The following is a 20,705-nucleotide window of genomic DNA, read 5'->3' on the forward strand; positions in this document are numbered from 1 at the left end:
CCCCGGTTGTCGCCAGCGACAACCGGGGGGCGATCAGTTCCCCTAACCGGCCAACTTGATTGACGCCAATCGGCCAAGGGGCTTGACGCGGGACAGCCCCGTCTGCACCATCACGTCGATCGGCTGCTGGGTGTTGCCGAACATGGCGATACTGGCGTCGCCGGCAAAGCTCTCAGCACCACGCTGGAATTGCCCCGACTCGCAGTAGGTCTTCATGGTGGTGATGACCTCCTTGGGCATCTTCTGGAGGTCGGCCACTTCGTCGAAGCCGACCACGTCCCAGATCGAGACCATCCCTTTGACCTTGCCGTTCATGTGGCCAAACAGTTTGGCCACCGTGGCGGGCCCAGTGAGCAGGGCCGCGTAGGGGGAGAGCTCCTGCACCGCAAAGCTCTTGCCGGTGCCGCGAGGACCGAGCTCCACCAGGTTGTAATTGCGCTCGCAGAGCGGGATCAGGCGCAGCAGGAAGAGGTATTTGAGCCGCTGGCTGAACTGAGACGGCTCGTAGCCCATCGAGCGGATCAGCAGATCAATCCACTCCTCGGTGCTGAATTGGGTGCGCAGCTTGCGGTATTCATCGAGGTTGAAGCTGGCCAGCTGAATCGGTGTGAGCTGGCTGATTGAGAAGGGTGCTCGGCTATCACTTTCATCCCACTCCACCTCCACCTGGGCCCACACCCCGCCGGTGAGCAGCCGCTCAAAGGCATGCACATCGTCATCGGAGATGCGCAGGCTGTTGCTGCCGAAGTTGACGCACTCGGCCACATAGGTATTGCCGATTGCCCCGCAGAAGCCAGCAGCGCGCAAGGGTCGCGCAGCGACTTGCGTTAGCCCTTGCGCGCTGCTGCTGCCGGGGCAGACCAAGGGGAGTGCTCGCCAGCCCCATGACCCACCACCTCTTTCAACTGCGCCAGCCGCGCTACTTGCCAGCAGCGAGCCCCTTGTAACGTCTCACCAAAGTGTTCCTGGCGATACAGATGGCGGCACCCTGCGCTGGCCATGGTGATTAGCCAAGCAGGAGAGATATGCAGGCATCTGGATCCACTGCTCGGCGCAGCACAGCAAGTCAGTCGCTTGAGCGCAGCTACCGCCTAATCGACGGCAGCTGCGAGCCGCACCTACAGCTCGACGGTCAGTACAGCTCCCTTGATGACGCCATCGCTGATGCCATCGAATGGATTGGTCTCTTTAGTGAGCCCGACCATCCCAGCAGCTGGATTGGGGTGGAGGTAAGCAGCACCAATGGCGACTGGCGCACCTGCCGCCTGCCGGGACCCTTGCTTTGTCCGCTGTGAGGTGATCGCCAGCAACAGGTCAGCTACCGAACTAGCTGGCTTCCTCCACCGCTGGAGCAGCACGAGCACTGGCAGCTGGAGGGCCGCCGCATGTTCTCCGCCGAGAGCATGGCGACCATCCCGGAGCTCGGCGACATCCCCATCCTGCAGACCCTCAGCGCCTGAAAGAAGCAGGACGCAGGCCCCAGGGGATCGAGGCTGCAGCGCCCCACAGGACGCAGCGGCCTTGATCGCCGCCCGGGGGCCGGGGCAACAACTTGTGGCTGGTGCCAGCTACTCCAGATTACAACACATCCGCGATCGGGCGAAAGACTTGACAAGTCAATCGCCCTGATTCAACGTGGAAGAGCGAGGTGCATCTGCGCCTCCGGAATGACAGCTCGTCATTCCACCCTGTTCACCCTCTGATCAGGGTATTCGGGCCTCGGGTTTTACACCACGCAAAAGGACGCGGCCTGAGTTCGATACGTGGATCACCCATCCAATGCGCCACATTGCTGCGTGACCCTGTCTGGAAGTTATCAACTCAGATCACGTTGTTATCCGGATCTGCCATTAACCGATCGATTAGGTGAGAGCCGATAAATCCGGCTCCACCAGTCACGAGGTGACGCATTGATTCAGTTTTGTGGTGCTCGGCAACCCTATGAAATTTCCCCGATATCTCTTCGTTTTCAACACGAATGCTGGATTATCGCTCCCACTTGCATCAACTCGCTCCGGTGTGCTGCAAGCCTATGTTTGAGGATGCCGATCTTTTTTGTGCTGGTGGCGTGCAATGCCCATGAGAGCCTCAGGCCAGCACCGGCAGTTTTGCTGGTTCGGTTTGATGGAAGCGCAGCTTGTGGGCTTCCCCCTCGCCCGTGGGCTGTAGCTCCACATCCACCGCGATCGTGTGGCCTGCGGTGAACTGGCCTCCCAGGATCCCCTTGGCGATCGGGGTTTCCAGCTCGCGCTGGATGGCGCGCTTGAGCGGCCGGGCGCCATACACCGGGTCGTAACCCACGCCGGCGAGCCAGTCGAGGGCATCGGCGTTGAGCTGGAGCGCCAGTTTTTTGTCCTCCAGGCGCTGGGCTAGGCGCCGCACCTGCAGCTCCACGATCTCGCGTAGCTCCTCCTGTTTGAGGCTGTGGAAGATGATCGTTTCATCCAGCCGGTTCAGGAACTCAGGCCGGAAGTGGCCGCGTAGGGCCTCGTTGACCCGCGCTTCCATCTCACTGTGGCGTGCCGGATCACCGGCCAGATCAAGGATTGACGCGCTGCCGATGTTGCTGGTGAGGATCAGCACGGTATTGGTGAAGTCCACCGTGCGGCCCTGCCCATCGGTGACGCGTCCGTCATCGAGGATCTGCAGCATCACGTTGAACACATCGGGGTGGGCTTTCTCCACCTCGTCGAACAGGATCACCGCATAGGGCCGGCGCCGCACCGCTTCAGTGAGCTGGCCCCCCTCCTCGTAGCCCACGTAGCCCGGAGGCGCTCCGATCAGCCGGCTTACGGCGTGCTTCTCCATGTATTCGCTCATGTCGATGCGCACCATCGATTCCTCGGAATCGAACAGCTGCGCCGCCAGGGCTTTCGAGAGCTCGGTTTTGCCCACGCCGGTGGGGCCAAGGAAGAGGAAGCTGGCGATGGGCCGGTTCGGATCGCTGAGCCCGGCGCGGGAGCGCTGGATGGCATCGGCCACGGCCGTCACCGCCTGGGCCTGACCGATCACACGCGTGTGCAGCTCATCTTCAAGGTGGAGCAGTTTGTCCATCTCGCTCTGCACCAGCTTGGCCACCGGGATTCCGGTCCATTTGGCGATCACCTCGGCGATGTCGTCTTCGGTGACCTCCTCGCGCAAGAGGGTCTTGTCGCTGCCACTGGCGTTGAGCTCCTCTTCTTTGGCGGCGAGCTTCTTGTGCAACTCCGCCAGGGTGCCGTATTCCAGTTCGGCAGCCTTGTTGAGATCGTAGTTGCGCTTGGCCTGCTCCACCTGCAACTGCACCTGCTCGATCTCCTCCTTGATCGCGCCGAGTTCATCGATCGAGCCCTTCTCCTGCTGCCACTGGGCATTGAGGGCGCTCTGCTGTTCGCTCAGATCGGCCAGCTCCTTCTCGAGCCGCTCAAGCCGATCCTTGCTGGCCGCATCGGATTCACGCCCCAGCGACAGTTTTTCCATCTCCAGCTGCAGGATGCGGCGATCGAGCTCATCGATCTGCTCCGGCTTCGAGGTGATCCCCATCTTCAGCCGGGCTGCCGATTCATCCACCAGATCGATGGCCTTGTCGGGCAGAAAGCGATCGGCGATGTAGCGGCTGCTGAGCACCGCTGCCGCCACCAGGGCGTTGTCGGCGATGCGCACGCCGTGATGCACCTCGTAGCGCTCCTTTAAACCACGCAGGATCGAGATGGTGTCTTCCACTGTGGGCTGGTCCACGAACACCTGCTGGAATCGGCGCTCCAGGGCAGGATCCTTTTCGATGTGCTGGCGGTGCTCATCGAGGGTGGTGGCGCCGATGCAGCGCAGTTCTCCGCGGGCCAGCATCGGCTTGAGCAGGTTGCTGGCATCCATCGCCCCGCCGGTGGCGCCGGCCCCCACCACGGTGTGGATCTCGTCGATAAACAGCACAATCTGGCCTTCGGAGGCGGTCACCTCCTTGAGCACGGCCTTGAGCCGCTCCTCGAATTCACCGCGGTACTTGGCACCGGCGATCAGGGCACCCATGTCGAGCGACACGAGCTGTCGGTTCTGCAATGCCTGGGGCACATCGCCATTGACGATCCGCTGGGCCAGGCCCTCCACGATCGCCGTTTTGCCCACGCCGGGCTCGCCAATCAGCACCGGGTTGTTTTTGGTGCGGCGGCTGAGGATCTGGATCGTGCGGCGGATCTCCTCATCGCGGCCGATTACCGGATCGAGCTTGCCCTCGCGGGCGGCCTTGGTGAGGTCGCGGCCGTACTTCTCCAGGGATTCGTAGGTGCCTTCGGGGTTCTGATCGGTCACGCTTTGGGATCCGCGGATGGACTGCACCGCCTCTTTGAGTTTGTCGGCGCTCGTGCCGGCCTGCGACAGCAGTTGCTTGCCGCAACGGTTGTCGATCGCCAGGGCCAGCAGCAGGTGCTCAATGGCGATGTAGCTGTCGCCGTAGGTCTCCTTGAGGCTGCCTGCCTGATCGAGCACGGTGTTGAGACCCTTGCCCAGGTAGACGTTGTCGGGGGGGGCGCTCAGGCTGGGTTGACCGGCGATCCAGGCGTCCACCTTCTGGCTGAGGCTGCCCACATCCACGCCGGCCTTCTCCAGGATGCGGCCGGCCAGGCCTTGCTGGGCCAGCAGTGCCGCCAGCAGATGTTCGCTTTCCATCTGTTGCTGGCGCTTTTGTTGGGCCAGCTGTTGGGCAGCCACCACGGAGGCCCAGGCTTTTTCGGTGAAGAGTTCGGCGGTGGGATGCATTTGGAACCTCAGTGATGGAGCCGTTGAATCAACGCTATGAGCAGCTTCCGCAGCTGGCATCCCAGGAGGCCGAAGCAGCCTGTGGTGAGAACCGGCCATGGCCGTGCAGCCACTTCTATGGGGCCATCCGAACCCCCACTCTGTGACGGAATTTTGTGCTTAGGGTTTGCTGTGCAGCACGTTTGCTACCAGTAAGGGGCCTTCAAAGGGGACATTGAGTTGATTGCCACCTGCCCAGCTCTTGACCCCTTGTTTGTATTGCCAAGACTGTTCAACGCACTGTGACCGCGGCCCTCAGTGCCGCCATCCTGCTCAGCTCTGCCGTGAGTCCGATTGCTGCTGAGGCCCGCGGTGGCGGGGGTGGTTTTCGTGGCAGTGGCGGGTTTGGCGACGGCGGCTATCACTGGTCGGGTGGCGGTGATCGCAACGTCAACGTCGACCGGAACGTCGATCGCAATGTGTCCGGTGGCGGCGACTGGCGCTCTGGCTACCAGGGCTACCACCCGATGTATGGGGCCGGAAGCCGTACCTCGATCGGCAACAACGACTTCAACCGGAATCTCACCGTCAACAACAATTTCTACAACCGCGATTACAACGGTTGGAATGACGGGTGGCGCAATGGTGGCTACTGGGGCAGTCGCCCCTGGAACACCGGCTGGTATGGCGGCTGGGGAGGCTGGGGTTGGTGGGGCGCCAATGCTGCTGCCTGGGGCGTGGCAAGCCTGGCAACAGGCGCGGTGATTGGTGGGCTTGTTAATGCGGCTTCGGCGCAGCAGTCACCGGTGTTTCTGGTGCCCAACACCAGCTACCAGCTCAACTACGGCTCGGTGGAAGCCGTGGGTAGCTCCGGAGTGAGTTTCTTTTACGGGGTTAACGGCACCCAATTGCTAGGAGCCGCCAATTGTCAGCAGGGTCTGCTGAACGGCCAGATTCCAGCTGACGCCGACCAGGCCCAGCTGCTCAATGCCGTGTGCCAGGTGGCTTACGGCTCCGGCAGCTGAATCACGCCGGCATCGGGGCCGCACAGCCGGAGCGGACAGCCGTCCGCTCCGTACACCGCATCCGCGGGCGAGAGGCAGCCCATCGCGTTCTTGGCCTTCACCTGATCGGGCTGGATGCGCCGGGGCTGAAGCAACGTCTGGCTTGCCTGCACCACCAGTGGACAGGAGGGCTTTGGCAAGGCCTGGGCTTGCGCCGAGCCCTGGGAGGCCCCCAGCAGCCCAGTTCCGGCGAGGGCGACAACGAGCAGCAGGACGGGATCCAACCCAAGCATTAGCTGGGTTGTGGGCGAGGGGCGACGGGCAGCCATGCCGATCCACTGGTTCAGACTGAGCCCACTCTGGACTCCCAATGGGGGCTCCCACGCTGCCGTTGTCTGCCGTCATGGATGAGCCCGGATCCGATCCTGTGTTGAACGAGCCGTTGAACAGCCCTTCGCACGACGCGTTCAACGACGCATTGATTGCGCGCCTTGCTGCTCAATCGCGGGAGTTTGATGCCACGGGCCGGGATCCGGAGCGCAACTGCTGGCTGGCGGTGCATCGGCACGTGCACGGCGTGCTCCCTAGTGAGTACGACATCCGCGAGGTGCCCGAGGAGCTCTACCTGGCCGTGCTGGCTGCCCGTCGAGAGCAGGGCTGATGAGGCCCAACAAAAAACCCCGGCCGAAGCCGGGGTTTGCTGAAACGGTTTGACCTGGGCATCCAAGCGTGAGCTCAGCTGTGATCAGGCCCAGCCTTTGGAGGACATGTCCTCGACGTAGGCGGCGACATCAGCGATGTCGCCGTCGCTCAGCTTGCCGCCGAAGGCGGGCATGGCGTTTTTGCCGTTGGTCACCTGGTAGGCGATGGCAGCTTCATGGCCGCTGCTGTAGTTGGCCAGATAGGCCTCAAGGGCATCCTGCTTGAGGGTGCGCTCGGCATTCACCACGTTGCCGCCACCCATGTGGCAGGCCGCGCAGTTGGCGGAGAAGATTTGACCACCGTGGGCCACATCGGCGGCGAAGCTCGGAGCAGCGCCCAGCACGAGCGCCAGGCAGAGAGCGATCAGGGAGAAGAGACGGCGCATGGAAGGCGCTTTGAAAGCACGGGCTACCCGCCAAAATTAAACTGGGAGCGGCGCTGCTGTGACCCTTGCCAGCCAGGTTCGCAACATTTGCCACACACTCTCGGGGTCATTCGGTTGCGTTTTCAGCGGCCACCACGTTGATTTCGCCGGTCATGCCCGCAGCCCGGTGCGGCTCGCACCAGATGGCGTAGCGGCCCGGGGTGTCGAATTGCTGGTCCCAGCTCTCGCCAACAACAAAGCTCAGCGGCTCATGGCTCCATTCGGGGTGGCTGTCCACAATCAGGTTGTGGGGGCCAAGCCCGCCAACTTCAAACCGCACCCGCTCACCCGCTGCAATCGTCAGGCGCTCGGGTTGGAACACCAGAAATCCCTCCTCGCTGCCCAGCCGCATCACGGCCGTGGCTGCCTGGTCTATGGTCGCTTGATCTGTGGTCGCCTGAGCCTGCTGGCCTGACCACAGCAGCACGAGCCCCAACACCACGAGCCCAAGCAGCAGGGCGGCGAGCAGCCGGCGCAGGCCGGACGGGTTCATGGCTTGGGCAGGCCGCGGTGGGGCAGGCCCGATACGTCGAAGACGGCCTGCAGGGTGGGGGCATGGCTCACTAGGCCAAACCGCTCCGGCGGGCTCACCGGTTCGTGCACGAAGTGACGCTGGCGGATCGAAAAGCGATCCCAGGCGTTCACCTCGATGCGCAGCAGCTTGATCAGGGCCTCGATCAGCCAGCCCTGCAGGTCGAGGCCCAGCGGTGGCCGCCAGCTGCGGCGCCAGCGGCACAGCTGGGCCACGGTGTCGTTGACCGTGATCGCGGCCTGCCCCAGCACCAAGCGGCGCACGGCCCCCTGGCCCGGCTCCGGGTTGCTCTGGTGAGGCTGGGTGGCCAGGTGGACGCACACCTGGGCGATGTCAGCGGCGTGGATGAAGTGGAAGCTGGCATCGGCCCGCAGCCACTTCGCCAGCCAAAGCCAGCGGCAGGCTTCGCTGAGCCCGGCCGTGAGGTAGCTGGTGGGGAAGGGGCCCTGCCCATCCACACGGCCGCCGAACACCAGGGTGGGGAAGACGGCCACCACCTTGGCGGCCAGCGGGTGGACCTCCAATTGCTGGAGGCAAAGGGCTTTGGTCTGGATGTATTCGGTGCCGTAGGCCTCGGCCTCGGGCAGCAGTTGCAGCTGGCGATCGAGGATCGAGGCCGTGGAGAAATAGATCACCTGCTCCAGCCATTCGGGGCTGGTGAAGGACAGCAGTTGCTTGACCGCCTCCACGTTGACCTGCTGGGCCCGCACGGGATCGCCCCAGGCGGTCGCGGTGTGAATCACCCGGGTGGCCGTCGCAATGGCGCCGGCATGGGGGGTGAGCTCCCGCAGGTCGCCCACCAGCAGGGTGATGCGGGGATCGTGCGCCGGCACCGCCGTGAGCTTGGCGGGATCTCGAAGCAGCAGCAGCAGGTCGGCGTCGCTCTCGCGGTAAAGCTGGGCTGCGATGTGCTGACCCACGCAGCCCGAGGCACCGGTGATCAGGATCCGCTGGGGCCTGCGACAGGGTTGGGAGGTCGCCGCCGACGGGTCGCTCAAGTCAGCGCTCCCCGCTGCTCGCCGAGGCGATCCATCACGCTCTTGCCGGCCTCAAAGAAGAACTGGCCGTTCTCCTCCGGGGTGCCGGGCAGGATCCCGTGTCCCAGGTTGAGGATGTGCTTGCGGCCGCGGGCCTTGCGCACGGTGTCGTCGATGCGGGCCTGGATGGCCTCGGGGGTGCCGAACAGCAGGCCGGGGTCCACGTTGCCTTGCACGCCCACGTGCTCAGGCAGGCGGGCTAGGCCCTCGGCCATGTCCACGGTCCAGTCGAGAGACACGATGTCCACACCCGTGCGGGCCATCCGCTCAATCACGCCGGCACTGCCGGAGATGTAGAGGATGAAGGGGGTGTCGGGGTGGGTCTGCTTGACCAGATCCACCACCTTCTTCTGGTAGGGCGCGGCGAAGGTGTCGTAGTCCATGGGGCTGAGCTGGCCGGCCCAGGAATCGAACATCTGCACCACCTGGGCGCCGGAGTCGATCTGGTAGCGCAGATAGGCCGCAATCGATTCAGCGAAGTGGTTGAGCAGCTTGTGCAGCAGGGCCGGCTCCTGGAAGGCCATGGCCTTGATCACCGCGTAGTTCTTGGAGCTCTTGCCCTCCACCACGTAGGCGGCCAGGGTCCAGGGAGCACCAACAAACCCGAGCACGGCGGCCTCATTTCCCACCGACTGGCGCAGGCGGGTGAGCACCTCGCCCACAAATGGCATGCTCTCGCCCGGCTGCAGGGGGCGAAGCGCTTCGACCTGGGCCATGGTGCGGATCGGGTCCTGAATCAGGGGACCTTTGCTCTCCACGATGTCGAAGTCGATCCCCATGCCCGGCAGGGGCGTGAGGATGTCAGAGAACAGAATCACCCCATCGGGCTTGAACGCCTCGAAGGGCTGCATCGAGATCTCGTAGGAGAGATCGGGGTTCTCCGAGCGCTCCCGGAAGCCGGGATGGCGGTCGCGCAGGTCGCGGTACACCTTCATGTAGCGGCCTGCCTGGCGCATCATCCACACCGGCGGCCGCTCCACCTGCTCACCTCGGGCGGCGCGCAGCAGCAGGGGAGCGGTTTCGGTCATGGGTGCAAGCTAGGCGAAGCGAGAACCTACCCGAGCGGGGCCCCGGTTTCGGCGGCTTCGTCACAGGTGTCCTCAACCCGTTCCTGGCTGCGCTTTTCGTCACGGCGGAGCACCAGCACCGACAGGGGCGGCAGGCAGAGATCGAGCGATTGCTCGTAGCCGTGGATGCCCCACTCGTCGGTGAACTTGCCGCCCAGATTGCCCAGGTTGCTGCCGCCATAACGCTCGGCATCGGTGTTGAACGCCTCCTCGTAGAAGCCCTCCAGCGGCACCCCCACCCGGTAATGGGAATGGCTCTGGGGGGTGAAGTTGGCCACCACCACGACCCAGCGGCCGGTGGCGCTTTCGCGGCGCATAAAACTGATGATCGAGTGCCGGTTGTCGTTGCAATCGATCCACTGGAATCCAAACTCGCTGAAGTCATCGCCCCAGAGTGCACGTTCTGATTTGTAGAAAACGTTGAGGTCGTCGACGAGGCGCTGCAGGCCCTGGTGGGCATCGTGTTGCAGCAGGTCCCACTGCAGATCACCCCACACGTTCCATTCGGCCCGTTGGCCGAACTCCATCCCCATGAAGATCGTCTTCTTGCCGGGGTGAGTCCACATGTAAGCCAGCAGGGCACGCACGTTGGCGAACTTCTGCCAGTCATCACCAGGCATTTTGTGCAGCAGGTTGCTCTTGCCATGCACCACCTCATCGTGGCTGAGGGCGAGCATGAAGTTCTCGGTGAAGGCGTACCAGATCGAGAACGTCACATTGTTCTGGTGGTACTGGCGGAACCAGGGATCCAGCTCGAAGTAATCGAGCATGTCGTGCATCCAGCCCATGTTCCACTTGAGGTTGAACCCGAGGCCGCCGATGTTGGTGGGCTGGGTGACCATCGGCCAGGTGGTGGATTCCTCGGCGATCGAGAGGGCTCCTGGGAAGTGCTCGAACAGCACGTGGTTGGCCTGCTGCAGAAACTGCACCGCCTCGGTGTTCTCGCGGCCGCCGTGTTCGTTGGGCAGCCATTCGCCGTCGGGACGGAGGTAGTCGCGGTAGAGCATCGAGGCCACCGCATCAACGCGGATGCCATCGATGTGGAATTCCTCAAACCAGTAAACAAGGTTCGCCACCAGGAAGTTGCGAACTTCGTTGCGGCTGTAGTTGAAGATCAGCGTGCCCCATTCCTTGTGCTCGCCGATGCGGGGATCGGCGTGCTCATAGAGGTGGGCGCCATCGAAGAAGGCCAGGCCGTGGGCATCTTTCGGGAAGTGGCCCGGCACCCAGTCGAGGATCACGCCGAGGCCCTCGGCATGGCAGCGGTCCACGAAGGTGCGGAACTCATCCGGGGTGCCGAAACGGCTGGTGGGGGCGTACCAGCCCGTCACCTGGTAGCCCCAGGAGCCATCGAAGGGATGCTCCGAAATGGGCATCAGTTCGATGTGGGTGAAGCCGCGGGCCTTCACATAGGGGATCACCCGATCGGCTAGCTCCGGGTAAGTGAGCAGGCGAGCGCCGGGCTTGAGGTCCGCGGCGGGCACGGGTGCGCGCGGAGTGCCGTCGGCTTCGATGTAGGGCGCATCAGCGGCGGCATGCATCCAGCTGCCGAGGTGCATCTCGTACACCGACACCGGTTGATCCAGGGGGTTGCGGCTGTCCCGCTCCGCCATCCAGGCGCTGTCGCTCCACTGGTGACCTGAGGGGGCTTCGATGATCGAGCCGTTGTTGGGCCGCACTTCGTGGCGGAAGCCGTAGGGATCGGCCTTCTGGTAGCAATGGCCGTTCTGGGCCCGCACTTCGTATTTGTAGATCTCGCCGGGATGGAGCCCTGGGATGAACAACTCCCAGGAGCCCCCAACCCGCGCCTGCATCGGGTGATGGCGGCCATCCCAGCTGTTGAAATTCCCCAGTACCGCAACGCTGCGGGCATTGGGTGCCCACAGGCAGAACTGCACGCCGCTGACGCCGTTGTGCTCGGTGAGATGGGCGCCCATCCGGCGCCAGATGTGGTGGTGGTTGCCCTCGGCAAACAGCAGCCGATCGAGCTCGCCCATCCATTCATGGCGGAACGACCAGGGGTCGTGCTGCACGTGCTCGATGCCACCGCGCAACACCCGCAGCTGATAGCCCGTGCCGGGATCGCGTTCGAGTTGGGCCTCGAAGATCCAGGGATGGTTGGGGCTGGCCATCGCCAGGGTCTGGCCGTCGAGCAGCAGCTCAACGCGCTCAGCTTCCGGCATCCAGATGCGTACCACCCAGGCGCCGCTGTCGAGCGGCTGGGGGCCCAGCACGGCGAAGGGATGGTCGTGGCGGCATTCGGCCAGCCGTTCGGCGTCCTGCAACATCCAGTCAAGGCTGAGCAAGGACATGTACCAACGACGTTCTGGCCGCGAGCTTAGGCGGCTTTTTCTTTAGCGAACCGGCTTTGGGGCGATTGGGTCGTTGGGGAAATCGACGTTGATGATCTCGTTGTTGCTGTTGAGGATCACAAACAGGGAATCGCTCAGCCGGTTGAATTTGGTGTGGACCAACACCAACCGTTGGTCGCTGCTGCTGTCGGCTTCCACGGCCTTGAGGATGCGCACGAAGGACCCGGTCTGCCGCTCCAGTTCCTGCCAGCGCAGCTGCAGCCGCTCAGCTGGGATTTCCGCCTGCATCGGCAGGCTCAGGAAGCTGCGGGCGGTGATGAAGTGCCCCTGGCTGAGGGCGGTAACGAAGTCTCGCGCCACGAGGCTGGCGGCCTCGTCGGTGAGGTCGATGTGATAGCCGGTGAGCTGGCCCGCATCGTTGAGCACCATGAAGAGATCCTGTTGGCCCTTGCTGGTGATCAGGCTGGCCTCCACCGTGGTGCTGCGCAGGCCGCTGCGCACGCTGAGCAGCGTCCAGCGCCGCAATTTGGGTTGGGTGCGCATGGTGGCGGCCACCATCGACGGGCTGCTCACCGCCTTGAGCTCGTCGGAGAACTGGCTGTAGCGCAGGTTGGCGTCGCCGCTCCTCACCGCTTCAAGGATGCGGTTGGCGGCAGCTCGGGCCTGCTCGACGCTGAGGGCTGGCAGGGTTGCGCTGCTGCTCTGGGGTTGAGCCTGCGCCTGAGCCCGCGCTGCTGATCCCGGGGTTCCGGGCATCGCGGACAAGCCGATGCTGAGGCCGGTGGCGAGGGCCAGCAGCCCTAGGGCAACGGGTTGGGGGGCGGAGCGCAGGCGGCGCATCAGCATTGGAGCGGCTAGAGGGTTGGCTCAGTTTGCCCCAACTTCTGCGTCCAGTAGAGGCAGCAGCCGCAATTGGGCTCCTGCCAGATCCAGCCCCAGGCTGATCACCCGATGCCGGGGGCCACTTGGCCCTTGCGGCAGGCTGCTATCGCCCGGATTCACGGCGATCTGGGGCCAGGCTGAGCCCGCCAGCGACAGTCGTAACCGATGCCCCTTCTCGAGGTGGGCAACGAGCGGCTGCAGCTCCAGTTGAAGCGCGGCGCTGCTGCCCTGTTGCTGTTGAAACCGGCCCACACCGGTGCAGAGCTGGTGCACGCCGCTGCCGTCGCGGTCCAGCACCGACAGGGCGGCGCAGAGATCAAAGCTGGGTTGGTCGGCTTCCACGCGGAGCCGCAGCTGGGGCCGTCCTTCCAGGTTGAGCGGCTCGGCTAGCGGGGCGCTGGTGAAGCAGACCACATCGCCGCGGCGGTCAAGGTCGCTGCGCTCACAGGGCCCGGCGTCGAGCCCAAGGTGGCCGCCGCGACCGGGAACGGGCCGCCAGGGGTCGTGCACCACGGTGACACTGCCGCTGCCGGATTGCCCCAGCATCAGCTCGCCCTCTGTGGCATCAATGGCGGCCAACCCGCCGCTGCGCAGGCCCCAGCTGGGCTGCTCCGCTAGGGCGGCGGGCGCCTGCCACTGGCGGCTGCGGATGTCCTGCAGCAGCACCGGCGCCCCGAGCTCCGCTGCGGCGTTCTGATGTTGCAGGTGGTGCTGAAAAAACGCCAGCTGCAGCCGGTCCATCCCTCCATCCCAATCCAGGTGGGTCCAGGCGCCAATCCGCAGCCAGGGCGTGGCCCCGGCTGCCTTGCAGCGGCGCCAGAGCTCCAGAATTCCGCGCAGGTGGGGGTCATGCCAGCCGCCGATCAGCAGCATGGGGCGGGCGAGCAGGGCGTCGGGCGGTTGATGCAGCACGGCTTGGCCTTCGGGGGCGGCGGGCTGTTGCAGCCAGCGGTAGGCCATTCCCTCGGGATCGTGGCGGGCGAGCAGCTCCAGCCCGTCGTGCAGAAAGGACCCGCTGGTGAGGCTGGCGCGGATGGCCTGCCATCCGGCCCCATCGCCCTGCCTCTGGCAGCGCTGTGCCGCCAGTTGCAAGCCCCAGCCCAGCCCGAGGGCCCACCAGTGGGCGCCCCCTTCGCTGGCCCAGTCGCGCTGCTCATCCAGGCCGGCCATGGCCGGAGCCAGGCAGTCGGGGATGGCCGTGGGATCGTCGCTGAGCAGCTGGGTCAGCCCCTGATAGGAGAAGCCGTAACAGCCCAGCCGACCGTTGCTGCCCTCGAGTTGGCGGGCCCAGCGGACGGTGTCGGTGCCATCGGCGGCCTCCTGCGCAAAACCCAGGAACTCCCCTTCGGATGCGCCCCGGCCCCGCACGTCCTGCACCACCACCAGGAAGCCGTGGGCGGCGTACCAGCTGGGATGGGCGTAGGTGACGGTGGAGGCGATCGCCCGGCCGTAGGGCTGGCGCATCAACAGCACCGGCCAGGGGCCGTCTGCTTCCGGATACCAGAGGCGGCTGACGAGCCGGATGCCGTCCCGGCAGGCCATGTCCGCGTCCCGCCAGCGCACTCAGTGCACGTCTGGGCAGTAGAGCCCGATCACGTAGGTGGTGAGCACCTCGGCATCCATGGGGCTGAGATTTTCCTGGCGGGCGATCTGGGCAACCGCGGCGGGCGAGGTGGCGGCCAGACCCTGGGCATTGAAGCTGCGCAGTTGGCCGCACAGCGCCTTGGCACGGGCAGGATTTTGCTTGACCGATTCCAGCAGGGCCGATTGGGCTTGCACGGCGCTTGGCACCGCAACGAGACCCGAAAGCAGGCCCAGCAGCACAGACGCCAGGCTCGGTGAAAGCCTTTGGCGGAGCCTGAACAGAAGGAAATCGCGGGTGGTCACCATGGCAGAGACCCCTAGTACATCTATTTCAGCGACTTGGCGCACCGGGTGGCGGGCCGCCTGGATCAGTTTGTTGGGCGGCGTCGGGCCCGCTGGATCCAGCTCTGCAGGGTGACCAGATCGACCATTGGGGCTGCCATGCCGGTCAAGCTGCGTTGCAGCCGCCCCATCTGCACCAGCAGCCTGTGTGGATCTGCCTCCGCCAGCCCGGCCCGGTTGGCGATGCCGGCGTAAAGCAGCAAGGCGGCCTCGGGCGGCTCCACCCCCACCTCCACCACCAGCCGGGCCTGGCCCCGCAGCTTGGTCAGGCGAGCTTCACTGGCTCCGCCGCTACGGCCCAGGCGGCGCAGGTCGGCATCCAGCAGGCCCGCCAGCTGCTCCCAGCTCACGATCCCAGCGGCCTCCAGCTGGCGCTGCTCCCTCTGGAAATGGGCTGGAAGTTGCCACATCGTCAGGGGAGCAGCTCAACCGTGCCGTCAGTCAAGTTGCGGGTGGCTTCGGCCAGCACCGCCGGTTTGCTGAGTCCTGGCGCAACCGTCTCAATCCGCCGCAGGCGCACGTGCACGAGCCCATCGGCGCTGCTGCGGCCACTGCCGCGCAGGTTCTGAGCCACTTGTTGCACGGTGGGCGCTTCCGCTTCCGAGGGAAGGTCGGCCGGGGCCGCTGCAATCACCAGATCGCTGCCGTTGTCAAACACCACCGGCACGCTCACCGCTCCCTCCAGCTGCACCCGCGGCGTGTAGCTGATCGCGAAGGCCAGGCAGGACACCGCCAGCAGGGCTGTGAAGCTGGTGACTCCCACCAGGCGGAAGCGAATCCCCCAACGGCTCAGGTAGCCCACCACCGTGGCCAGAGCCAGCACGCCGCTGGCGGCCCCCAGCCATTGGCCCGCTGTGAACAGGATCGGATCCGCGGCCATGGGGCTGGAAGGTTGGTTCTGGGCCTTTATATTGCGCCCGACGCTGGCAGTGGCAGCCCACGGGGATGGCGGTGTTGCCAGAGCAGGAGCCCGGTCCGAGCACTCCACCTCCAATCCGGTCGCCCCGCTCTGATCGGGCCCGGGTGTGGGTGGCTCTGGCGGTGCTGGGTGGAGGTTGCGGGTTGGTGGTGTGGGGCGGCGACCTCGCTCTGCGACGCCTTTACGGGCACTGGAAGCCCCGGCTGGAGCGGCCGTTGACCGAGCTTCTGGGCCATCCGGTCGCCCTCGGGCCCTATCAGGGCCTGGGCTGGGGTGGCCTGCGCTTGGGTCCCAGCCGGGTCGGGCCAGGGCCGAGCGACGCCTCCAGCCTTGCCGTTGGCTCGATGGCGGTCAGCGTGGATCCGCTCGCCAGCCTGCGCCAGCGCCTGCCTGTGCTGCAGGTGACGTTGGCTGGGGTGCGGGCAGATTTGCGCCGCAACGCCAAAGGGCAGTTCTGGGTGCCGGGCCGCCTCGCTGCTGGAGCCCAGCCGCCCCGGTTGGACCTGCGGCTGCGGCTGTCTGATCCGGCCCTGGTCAGCTTGACCCCTCCGGGCCAGACCTTCCTCCTGTCCGGGCGCCTCGCGCTGCTCACCCACCGCCACCAGCTCCATGTCAACGCTCGGCTCCGGCCTGGGCAGGGGGCCGGCCTGGTGACCTTGGACGGGCAGGGCGATTGGAAGGCGGGTCAATGGCAGGGGCAGCTGCGCAGCGAGGCCTTTCCGCTGCATCCGCTGCAGTCGCTTTTACCCCTGCCAGGCCAGCTCGCTGGACAGCTCGATGGCACGGTTGCGTTGGCTTGGGATGGGCGCCTGCCGGCCTGCCGCGGTGGGCTGACGCTGGGTCAGGTGCAGTGGCGCCCCGCCCAGGGGGGTGGCCGCCTGGAGTTGCCCTCCTTGCCGCTGCGCTGCCGGGGCCAGGTGCTGGAGCTGGCCAGCTCACGCTGGCGCTGGGCCCAACCGGGCACCCGTGGACTGGACGGCACGGTGCAATGGGCGGCCCTGTGGGATGGCGCCCAGCTGCAGCTGCGCCAACTGGAGCTGCGCCGTGGTGGGTCCTGGCTGCGGGCCCGTGGCCGCCTGGGCCAGCGCCTCGATCTGACCGGGCAATGGCGTTTGCGTCCACGGGACCTCCCCGTGCAACCCGGCAGCCCCCCCTGGCTGCTCGACCAAGTGGTGAGCGGCACCCTCACGGCCCGGGGGCCTTGGCGATTGCCCCAGCTCCAAGCGGTGCTGGGCCAGGCCAGCAACCCCCTGTTGGGGCGTTGGGAGGCCGCCCTCGATTGGCGCGACCAGCGGCTGGTGCTGCAACGTTTCACCAGCCCCCAACTCACGGCCCGCGGCGCCCTGCCCCTGGCGCTGCGGGCCGGCCAGGGCCTCGTGCCAGGGCTGCTGGACCTCAGCCTGGAGTTGCAGCGCTACCCCTTGTCGCGTCTCAATCTGTTGGTGGGCACCCAGCTGCAGGGGGTGCTGCAGGCCTCCGGCCGAGTGCGGGGTCCGCTGTCGGCCCTTACCCCCGATCTCGACCTCCGCATCGACCAACCCGGGGCCGGGCCGATCAGTTTGCGGGAAAGCTGGCAGGGCCAGTGGTTTGGTGATTCCGCAGGTGGTGGGCGCCTGCGGATGGAGGCCCTGGCACCGGCTCCGGTGGGGCTGTTGGAGGCCCGCTTCGATCCCAGCTGGGTGCCTGATCAAGTGCGCCTAGAGCGCGACTCCGGAGCTCTGGCCTTGACCGGTCGGCCCCGGGGCTATCGCTGGCAGGCGACCCGGCTCCCCCTTGATGGCTTGCAATTGGCCCTTGGCCCGCAGGCGCGCCGCCAACCGCTGCAGGGTCGACTCAGTGGCCAGGGGCTGCTCGAGCTCCAACCGTTGGCCTTCAGCGGCACGGCCGAGTTGGATCGTCCGGTGTTCCTCGGCATCTGGGGCCAGTCGGCCCAGGCCGATTTTCGCTATGCCGATCGCCGCTACCAGGCCAAGGGCAGCCTGTCCCCCTTGGGGGGCGGTGCCCTGGCAGTCGATTGGAGTGGTGTGTGGAACGGGGCTTTCCGCTCGCGCCTTGAGGCCCGTCAGCTGCCGGTGCGGTTTCTGCAGCAACTGATGGGTGCCTGGCCCCAGTGGCGCGGCGCGGCAGAACCGATCGTGGGGCGGGCCAGCGACATCGGTACGTTGCTGATCGACACCTTTGGCGGCAGTGTTCAGGACCAGCTGATCGCCCTGGACGCGGCCCGGGCCCGGTTGCTGGCAGACCGGACTGAGCAGACCAGCCGCCTATCGCTGCGCGAGCGCCTGGCGCAGCTCGGTGGCAGCGTTAATGCCGACCTTCGCCTGGCGGGCCCCACCCTGCTTCAGGCCAATGCCGACCTGGAGGCCCGGGCCCAGCTCTGGTTGCCGGAGCAGGATCAGGACAGGGCCCTCACCCAGGTGCCGGTGCTGGTGCGCTTCCAGGGGCCCCTGCGCAACGGCTCTGGCGACTTCAACCTGGCCGACCTGCCCCTGGAGCTACTGGCGCTGTTGACCCCCGTGCCAGCTGGACTGCGGGGCACGTTGTCGGCGCGTGGGCGCTACCGCCTCGGGGCTGGCGAGCCGGAACTCACCCTCAACCTCGCCTTGAATGAAGCCAAGTTGCAGCAGACCTCCCTGGCCCTCGAGCGGGGACTGATCCAGTTACAGGGCGGAAATCTCCTGCTCGACCTCTCCCTGCGGGCCGACGGTGTTTCCAGCAGTGTCGATCTGGCGGGGGTCGTGCCGCTGGACTCCCAGCAGGAGGGGCTGGAGCTGCGCCTGGCCAGCCGGGACGATGGTCTGCGCTTCCTTAGCAACCTGGCCCAACCAGCCCTGGAGTGGAACAAGGGCAGCGGCGACCTGCAGCTCCTGGTGCGCGGCAGCATCGCCAATCCGATCGCCAACGGCTTTTTGCGTTTCCGTGGTGGCGAGCTGGAGTTCATTGGCCAGCGGGTGCGCGATGTCGAAGCGACCGTGCTGTTCGACTTTGAACAGCTGTTGCTCCAGGAGTTCAACGCCAAGGTGGGCGAGAAGGGATCTGTTACGGGGAAGGGATCTCTCGGCCTGCTGCAGCCCGCCCGCAGCGCCGATGGCCAGGTCGCCCAACTGGCGGTGGAGATCAAGGCGGTGCCCTTTGCCTTGCCCCGAATCAAGGCCGTCGCCGATGGTCAGCTGCTCATCGGGGGCAGTATTCCCGCCCTCAATATCGGCGGTGCCTTGGCCATAGCCAGGGGCACGGTGAATGTCCAACCGGGTCGCTTGGCCAGCGAGGAAGGGCCGGTGGTGACCGCGGCCACACCGTCGGAAATGCTGGATGCTCGCTGGGATTATCAGCAACCCCTCGTGTTGCTCGGTCCGGAAGTGGAGAGCAACGCCAGTGAGGCGCTGCGGGCCGCCGTGCCCAATATCCGGGCCGTTGGCTTCGACGATCTGCGTCTCAGCCTGGGCCCCGATCTCAACGTGGGGGTCCCCAACCTCGCCAGCTTCGGCACCAGTGGCCTGTTGAGGCTCAACGGACGCCTCGATCCGAGCCTGCAGCTCCAGGGGGTGGTGCGGCTCTTGCGGGGTCGCCTCAACCTATTCACAACCACCTTCAGCCTCGATTCCGATTCCCCCAACGTGGCGGTGTTCACGCCGTCGATGGGCCTCATCCCATACCTCGACATCTCCCTGCGCACGCGGGTGTCCGACAGCCTGCCGATCACCAGCGGGCTGGGCCCGGCTGGCAGCCAGTCGCTCCAGGATCTTCAGGCTTCCGGTGCCACCAATTCCCTCGACCAGCTCAACCTGGTGCGGGTCTTCCTCAGTGTGAGCGGTCCGGCGGATCGCCTCGCCGATGATCTGGTGCTGCGCAGTTCGCCGCCCCTTTCTCAAGACCGGTTGCTGGCCCTGATCGGTGGCAACACCTTGGCCGGACTGGCTGGTGCTGGCGGTGCCAGCGTTTTGGCTACGGCCCTGGGCCAGACCCTGCTCTCGCCCCTGCTCGGCACCCTCAGTGATGCCTTTGGTCAAAGGCTCAGTTTTGCCCTCTATCCCACCTATGTGAATCAGGTGGTGAACAGCTCCACCGAGCTCCGCTCAGGCCGGGTTCCCCCCCAGCTGGTGCTTGGGGCTGAGATCGGCCTCGACATCTCGGAACGCTTCAATGCTTCTGTGCTGGCCGCCCCCAACCGCTCCGATGTGCCCCCCCAGCTGAACCTCAATCTCAAGGCCTCCGAGTTGCTCAACCTGCAGGGTTCGATTGACGCCCAGGGTGCCTGGCAGACCCAGTTGCAGGTGTTCTTCCGCTTCTGATGAACCAGCTGATCGGCGTGGATCTCGGCGGCAGCGCCATTAAGCTCGGCCGCTTCAGCGAAGCCGGGGCGTTGCTGGCCGAGCTGCAGGTGCCGACCCCCCAGCCGGCCATGCCCGGGGCCGTGACCACGGCGATTGTGGAAGCGGTGCAGCAGCTGGACCCCGAGCGTCTGGCCGACCGGGTGGGCGTGGGCCATCCCGGACCTAGTGATGCGGACGGCCGGGTGGCGCGCATCGCCATCAACCTGCCGGGCTGGCGGGATGTGCCCTTGGCCGATTGGCTCGAACCCCTGCTCGAGCGCCGCGTCACCCTGGCCAACGACGCCAACTGTGCCCTGATCGGTGAACACTGGCTGGGGGCGGCTCGCGAGGCGCGCGATGTGCTGTTGCTCACCTTGGGCACCGGGGTTGGCGGCGCGGTGCTGCTGGATGGCCAACTGTTCACCGGCCATCGGGGAGCGGCGGCGGAGCCCGGTCTGATCGGCATCGATCCCGACGGCCCCGCCTGCAACAGCGGCAACCGCGGCTCCCTGGAAGCCTTCTGCAGCCGTCGTGGCTTCGATCGACTCTCCAGCGTGGATCCAGCCGAGCTCTGTCGCCGGGCCGATGCCGGCGATGCCGATGCGCTTGCTGTGTGGCAGTCCTATGGCCGCCTGTTGGGCATCGGCGTGAGCTCTCTGCTGTATGTGTTCACGCCGGAGCTGGTGCTGATTGGTGGCGGCCTGAGTGGCGCCAGTGCCCACGTTTTGCCTGCGGTGTGGAGCGAGGTGGAGCAGCGGGTCCAGGCGGTGAGCCGGGAGGGGCTGACGATTCGGCGTTGCAGCCTGGGCAATGGCGCTGGCCGGCTCGGTGCCGCACGGCTGGCCCTCGAGCGCTTGGGGCCTGGCTTGGGATGATG

General features: G+C 65.9%; 18 protein-coding genes and 1 pseudogene. 5 read left to right on the plus strand and 14 right to left on the minus strand.

What is annotated here, in order from left to right:
- Window positions 1-42: 42 nt before the first annotated feature.
- Entirely contained in the window at window positions 43-807 is a 765-nt protein-coding gene (locus tag CJZ78_RS03265) for a BREX system Lon protease-like protein BrxL (RefSeq protein WP_233128449.1), read from the minus strand.
- Window positions 808-1,025: 218 nt separating this feature from the next.
- On the opposite strand from CJZ78_RS03265, the gene CJZ78_RS03270 reads away from it, so the two are divergent.
- Window positions 1,026-1,295 (plus strand): hypothetical protein, encoded by a 270-nt coding sequence (locus CJZ78_RS03270; protein ID WP_094559486.1) that lies wholly within the window; start codon window positions 1,026-1,028, stop codon window positions 1,293-1,295.
- A 457-nt stretch (window positions 1,296-1,752) separates the two neighbouring features.
- On the opposite strand, the pseudogene CJZ78_RS14795 reads toward CJZ78_RS03270, so the two are convergent.
- Window positions 1,753-1,911: pseudogene (locus tag CJZ78_RS14795) on the minus strand (NAD-dependent epimerase/dehydratase family protein); the annotation flags it as partial.
- 177 nt (window positions 1,912-2,088) lie between these two features.
- Window positions 2,089-4,731 carry an ATP-dependent chaperone ClpB gene (clpB, locus tag CJZ78_RS03275; protein ID WP_094559487.1) on the minus strand — a complete coding sequence of 881 codons (2,643 nt, stop codon included), beginning with the start codon at window positions 4,729-4,731 and terminating at the stop codon, window positions 2,089-2,091.
- A gap of 281 nt (window positions 4,732-5,012) precedes the next feature.
- Between clpB and CJZ78_RS03280 the strand changes: the two genes are divergently transcribed.
- On the plus strand, window positions 5,013-5,735 hold the full coding sequence (locus tag CJZ78_RS03280) for a hypothetical protein (RefSeq protein ID WP_233128450.1): 723 nt from the start codon (window positions 5,013-5,015) through the stop codon (window positions 5,733-5,735).
- On the opposite strand, the gene CJZ78_RS03285 is transcribed toward CJZ78_RS03280, so the two are convergent.
- The gene (locus CJZ78_RS03285) at window positions 5,717-6,007 is read right to left on the minus strand and encodes a hypothetical protein (RefSeq protein WP_094559489.1); all 291 of its coding nucleotides are present in this window, start codon (window positions 6,005-6,007) and stop codon (window positions 5,717-5,719) included. The two genes, CJZ78_RS03280 and CJZ78_RS03285, sit on opposite strands and share 19 nt — an antisense overlap.
- A gap of 149 nt (window positions 6,008-6,156) precedes the next feature.
- Between CJZ78_RS03285 and CJZ78_RS03290 the strand changes: the two genes are divergently transcribed.
- The gene (locus CJZ78_RS03290) at window positions 6,157-6,375 is read left to right on the plus strand and encodes a hypothetical protein (protein ID WP_094559630.1); all 219 of its coding nucleotides are present in this window, start codon (window positions 6,157-6,159) and stop codon (window positions 6,373-6,375) included.
- 84 nt (window positions 6,376-6,459) lie between these two features.
- On the opposite strand, the gene CJZ78_RS03295 is transcribed toward CJZ78_RS03290, so the two are convergent.
- From CJZ78_RS03295 to CJZ78_RS03340, 10 genes are all read right to left on the minus strand, one after another.
- Complete coding sequence (locus tag CJZ78_RS03295; RefSeq protein WP_094559490.1) at window positions 6,460-6,801, minus strand: c-type cytochrome; 342 nt, start codon at window positions 6,799-6,801, stop codon at window positions 6,460-6,462.
- A 106-nt stretch (window positions 6,802-6,907) separates the two neighbouring features.
- Window positions 6,908-7,333, minus strand: coding sequence for a plastocyanin/azurin family copper-binding protein (locus CJZ78_RS03300; protein WP_094559491.1), 426 nt, complete (start codon window positions 7,331-7,333; stop codon window positions 6,908-6,910).
- Entirely contained in the window at window positions 7,330-8,370 is a 1,041-nt protein-coding gene (locus CJZ78_RS03305) for an NAD(P)-dependent oxidoreductase (RefSeq protein WP_094559492.1), read from the minus strand. The genes CJZ78_RS03300 and CJZ78_RS03305 overlap by 4 nt, the downstream gene beginning before the upstream one ends.
- Window positions 8,367-9,437 carry a uroporphyrinogen decarboxylase gene (gene hemE, locus CJZ78_RS03310; protein WP_094559493.1) on the minus strand — a complete coding sequence of 357 codons (1,071 nt, stop codon included), beginning with the start codon at window positions 9,435-9,437 and terminating at the stop codon, window positions 8,367-8,369. Before hemE ends, CJZ78_RS03305 begins: the two co-directional genes overlap by 4 nt.
- A gap of 26 nt (window positions 9,438-9,463) precedes the next feature.
- Window positions 9,464-11,788, minus strand: a complete 2,325-nt coding sequence (glgB, locus tag CJZ78_RS03315) for a 1,4-alpha-glucan branching protein GlgB (RefSeq protein ID WP_094559494.1) — start codon at window positions 11,786-11,788, stop codon at window positions 9,464-9,466.
- A gap of 42 nt (window positions 11,789-11,830) precedes the next feature.
- Window positions 11,831-12,634: a DUF3887 domain-containing protein gene (locus CJZ78_RS03320; RefSeq protein ID WP_233128451.1), complete on the minus strand. Its 804-nt coding sequence runs from the start codon at window positions 12,632-12,634 to the stop codon at window positions 11,831-11,833.
- A 21-nt stretch (window positions 12,635-12,655) separates the two neighbouring features.
- On the minus strand, window positions 12,656-14,212 hold the full coding sequence (locus CJZ78_RS03325) for a CocE/NonD family hydrolase (RefSeq protein ID WP_094559495.1): 1,557 nt from the start codon (window positions 14,210-14,212) through the stop codon (window positions 12,656-12,658).
- Between the two features lie 21 nt (window positions 14,213-14,233).
- A complete protein-coding gene (locus CJZ78_RS03330; protein WP_315859675.1) occupies window positions 14,234-14,560 on the minus strand; it encodes a hypothetical protein in 327 nt (108 codons plus the stop codon).
- 62 nt (window positions 14,561-14,622) lie between these two features.
- Window positions 14,623-15,006 carry a DUF4332 domain-containing protein gene (locus tag CJZ78_RS03335; RefSeq protein WP_094559496.1) on the minus strand — a complete coding sequence of 128 codons (384 nt, stop codon included), beginning with the start codon at window positions 15,004-15,006 and terminating at the stop codon, window positions 14,623-14,625.
- A 2-nt stretch (window positions 15,007-15,008) separates the two neighbouring features.
- Window positions 15,009-15,476, minus strand: coding sequence for a Ycf51 family protein (locus CJZ78_RS03340; RefSeq protein ID WP_094559497.1), 468 nt, complete (start codon window positions 15,474-15,476; stop codon window positions 15,009-15,011).
- 65 nt (window positions 15,477-15,541) lie between these two features.
- On the opposite strand from CJZ78_RS03340, the gene CJZ78_RS03345 reads away from it, so the two are divergent.
- Window positions 15,542-19,807, plus strand: coding sequence for a translocation/assembly module TamB (locus CJZ78_RS03345; protein WP_143592838.1), 4,266 nt, complete (start codon window positions 15,542-15,544; stop codon window positions 19,805-19,807).
- Window positions 19,807-20,703 (plus strand): ROK family protein, encoded by an 897-nt coding sequence (locus CJZ78_RS03350; protein WP_094559499.1) that lies wholly within the window; start codon window positions 19,807-19,809, stop codon window positions 20,701-20,703. The genes CJZ78_RS03345 and CJZ78_RS03350 overlap by 1 nt, the downstream gene beginning before the upstream one ends.
- Window positions 20,704-20,705: the final 2 nt, after the last annotated feature.

It is taken from the genome of Synechococcus sp. 8F6 (genome assembly GCF_002252665.1).
Taxonomy (GTDB): Bacteria; Cyanobacteriota; Cyanobacteriia; order PCC-6307; family Cyanobiaceae; genus Cyanobium_A.